The following is a 3,455-nucleotide window of genomic DNA, read 5'->3' as shown; positions in this document are numbered from 1 at the left end:
CGATTCATAGGGGTAACGACGGCGTTATCCAGACTCCTCTCCGCGGAAATGTCCAATACGTACCGTGACGGGACGAATCCGATGAGAGGAGTCCGCATGTCCGTGCGTATTGGATGCCTGCAGGTCGAGACTCGCCCCGATGACGTCGACGCAAACCTCGCCACGCTCCGAGACATGATGAAGGCCGCCGCAAAACAGGGCGTCGAACTTCTTATCGTTCCGGAGATGTTCGTCACCGGATACAACACCGAACGCCGGCCGGAGAACTATCCGCAGTCCCTCTGGCTGGACGTCGCGCGAGACATCTGCCGCGAGGAGGGCGTGGCGCTTGTCGCCGGAGCTCCCGAGGTCGTCCGAGGGGACGATGGCAGGGCTGAGGTCTTCAATTCCGCCTTCCTCATCGACTCCACCGGCGAGGTGCTGTCCGTCTACCGCAAGACCCACCTGTTCGGGGATGAGGAGAAGGCTCTGTTCTCTCCGGGTGAGGTCGCCGGCAATCCGGTCATGTTCCGCGGCATCTCCATCGGGATCCTCATCTGCTATGACGTTGAGTTTCCCGAGAACGTCCGGCGTTATGCGATGCAGGGCGTGGACCTCATCGCCGTGCCGACGGCACAGATGGTTCCCTTCGAATTCGTGGCGGAGACCATGATTCCGACCAGGGCGTGGGAGAACCAGTGCTATGTGGCCTACGTCAACCATGATGGCGTCGAGCGAGGCCTGCGCTATGTGGGACGCAGCAGCATCTGCGGTCCGAACGGCGACAGGATCGTCACCTGCGTTCATGGCACCCATCTTCTTGTCGCCGACATCGATCCGCTGGTCGTCGTCGATGGAAGGCGGAAGAACCCCTATCTTCTGGACCGCCGTCCGGAACTGTACTGACGGATTCATGCACATCCGACCACGAGCCGGCGTCATCACGCCGGCCCCCCTTTATCGCACCGGTTACGCAGAGCCGCCCATCGACGGCACAATGAAAGGACCACTTATGACGGCAGCGCAGATGACGTCGACGTCGGCAGGCGACGGGGCAGAAGTCGCGGCGAAGGGCACAACGGAGAAAAGACGTCTGGAGGGAAGCCTGGGCGTCCCTTCGATCGTCTTCATGGTGATAGCGGCGGCGGCGCCGATCACCGTGATCGGTGGCAACTCCCCCATCGCCATCGGAAACGGGCCGGGAAGCGGCGCTCCGTTGGGGTTCCTGATCGCCGGATTGGTCATGATTCTCTTTTCCGTGGGGTTCGTCACCATGACCCCGTACGTCAAGGAGGCCGGTGCCTTCTTCTCCTATGTGGCGACCGCTTCCGGCGCACGGATGGGGGTGGGGACCGCCTTCACCGCCCTGGTGACGTACTACGGCATCCAGATCGGATGCTACGGATACGTGGGCTGGGCGATCGGCGACCTCGTCACCGCCTTCGGAGGGCCGGACATCCCCTGGCCGGTGTACTCCTTCGCCGCCATCGCGGCGGTGGCCGTCATCGGATACCACAACATCGACGTGAGCTCCAAGTTCCTGGCGGTGGCGCTGGTCTGCGAGATCGGCATCGTCTGCATCCTCGACGTCGCGGTGTTCATCAATGGCGGCCCCGAGGGAATCTCGTGGCATTCCTTCGATGTCTCCCATGTGACGGATTCGGGCTTCGGCATCGCCATCCTCTACGCGCTGACGGGGTTCATCGGATTCGAAAGCACCGCCGTCTATCGTGACGAGGCGAAGAACCCCTCCCGGACCATCCCGCTGGCCACGTATGCCGCGGTGCTCATCATCGGCGTCTTCTATACGATCTCGACCTGGGCCCTCGTCACCGGCGCCGGCGCCTCGAAGGCCCGAAGCGTCGCCTTGGAGACGGTGAGCGGCAACGCCAACATGATGATCGACATGGCCGGGCAGTATGCCGGAGTCGTTGTCAGGGACATCATGCAGGTGCTTCTGGTGACGAGCATCTTCGCCTGCGTGCTGTCCTTCCACAACATCATCTCGCGCTACCAGTTTACGCTGGCCAACAAGGGCGTGCTCCCGGCAGCCCTTGGAGTCGCCCATCCGAAGCATGACGCCCCGTCGAGGTCGTCGATCCTCACGACCGTGCTGGGGGCGCTGCTTCTGCTCATCCTCGTGGTCGCCGGACTCGACCCCCTGGGAGGGGTGTTCGGCTACTGCGCCGCCATCGCCACCTGCGGGATGATGATCCTCATGCTCGTCAGCTCGGTGTCGGTGTTCGTCTTCTTCCGCCGGCACCATGAGATCGTCGGCAATCCGGTCACGACGACGATCGTCCCACTTCTGGCGTCACTCGGTCTGGCGGCATGTCTGGTGTTCATCCTGGTGAACTTCACCATGGTCACCGGAGGGAGCATGGCGGTGAGCGTGATTCTGGCGCTGATCCCCTTCCTGGCATTCGCGGGAGGGTTCGTCACAGCCGCGGCGTCGCCGCGCATGCGTGGGAGGTTCATGGCCAACGTCCTCTGAAATGGCCCGTGGCACAGCCTTGCATGGCTCCGGCTCCGGCTATGGTTCGCATCCGGTCGGTTTTCGTAGGTGCGGGCCGGGGCGTCCGAGTCCAGGACGATCTGCGGGCAGGACGGGATCACGACGATGCCACCGAACTACGCGGCACTCATGACGGCGTCGTCCCGGTCACCGCTGTCCGTTGCCGGCCGCCTGCCGTACCAGCGTACGCAGGCGGGTCTCGACCTCGTCGTCCACCTCGACCACGGCGAAGGACGTCGGCCACATCGGCCCGACGTCCAGCCGGGCCTGCTCGGTGAACCCCACGGTGCCATAACGGGTGGAGAACTTCGCCGCCGGCTGGAAGAACACCACCACCTTGCCCTCGCGCGCGTAGGAGGGGAAGCCGTACCACGTCTTGGGCGCCAGCTCCGGCGCCTCCTGGGTCACCACTAGGTCGAGGAGTTCGGCCACCACGCGATCGGTGCCCGTCAGCGCCGCGATGGCGTCGCGGCAGGCTTGGGCCTCGCGCCGCGCCTTCGCGGCGCCCTTCACCCCGCTGCCGGCACGGAGTTCGGCCGCCCGTTGGCGTACCGCGTCCCGCTCGGCCGCAGAGAGTCCTTTGTCGTCCGCCATCAGCTGCTCCTCGTCTCTCAGTTCGTCGTCCGTGGCCCATCGCCGACATCCACCAGCGTAGCGGTCCGGCGGACCTCGTCATCATTCGCGTCGTCGTCGCCGATTCATTCCGATTTCGGGCATGTGCCTCGTTCGAGCAGGACCGCCATCGTGTTTCCATGGACGCGTGGCTCCGATGCCACGCAGCGGGTCGGAGAAGAACCGGTTCCATCCCACGGATAACGGCGATGACGCCAAAGGCTCTGGAATCGTTGGGATGAAGCCGAAAACCGGTAATCAGGCCCGTTCCGGGGAACGGGCGGAAAAGGGATGGTGGAGCTAGCCGGGTTCGAACCGGCGACCCTCTGCTTGCAAAGCAGATGCGCTA

General features: G+C 64.1%; 3 protein-coding genes. 2 read left to right on the top strand and 1 reads right to left on the bottom strand.

Annotation, left to right across the window (positions count from 1 at the left end; genetic code table 11):
- The first annotated feature begins 96 nt into the window (after nt 1-96).
- Both RWX87_RS06695 and RWX87_RS06690 read left to right on the top strand, forming a co-directional pair.
- A complete protein-coding gene (locus tag RWX87_RS06695; protein WP_314688822.1) occupies nt 97-885 on the top strand; it encodes a carbon-nitrogen hydrolase family protein in 789 nt (262 codons plus the stop codon).
- A 106-nt stretch (nt 886-991) separates the two neighbouring features.
- Nucleotides 992-2,473, top strand: coding sequence for an APC family permease (locus RWX87_RS06690; RefSeq protein ID WP_314688820.1), 1,482 nt, complete (start codon nt 992-994; stop codon nt 2,471-2,473).
- Nucleotides 2,474-2,641: 168 nt separating this feature from the next.
- Here RWX87_RS06690 and RWX87_RS06685 read toward each other — a convergent pair whose 3' ends face one another.
- A complete protein-coding gene (locus RWX87_RS06685; protein ID WP_314688818.1) occupies nt 2,642-3,088 on the bottom strand; it encodes a hypothetical protein in 447 nt (148 codons plus the stop codon).
- Nucleotides 3,089-3,455: the final 367 nt, after the last annotated feature.

The sequence above is a fragment of the uncultured Bifidobacterium sp. genome (genome assembly GCF_963540075.1).
GTDB lineage: Bacteria > Actinomycetota > Actinomycetes > Actinomycetales > Bifidobacteriaceae > Bifidobacterium.
The sequence above is the reverse complement of the archived record's forward strand: the minus strand, read 5'-3'. Positions and strand labels throughout refer to the sequence as shown.

Coding starts and splice junctions, on each gene's coding strand:
- RWX87_RS06695 (WP_314688822.1), top strand. CDS start 97: ATGTCCGTGCGTATTGGATGCCTGCAGGTCGAGACTCGCCCCGATGAC.
- RWX87_RS06690 (WP_314688820.1), top strand. CDS start 992: ATGACGGCAGCGCAGATGACGTCGACGTCGGCAGGCGACGGGGCAGAA.
- RWX87_RS06685 (WP_314688818.1), bottom strand. CDS start 3,088: ATGGCGGACGACAAAGGACTCTCTGCGGCCGAGCGGGACGCGGTACGC.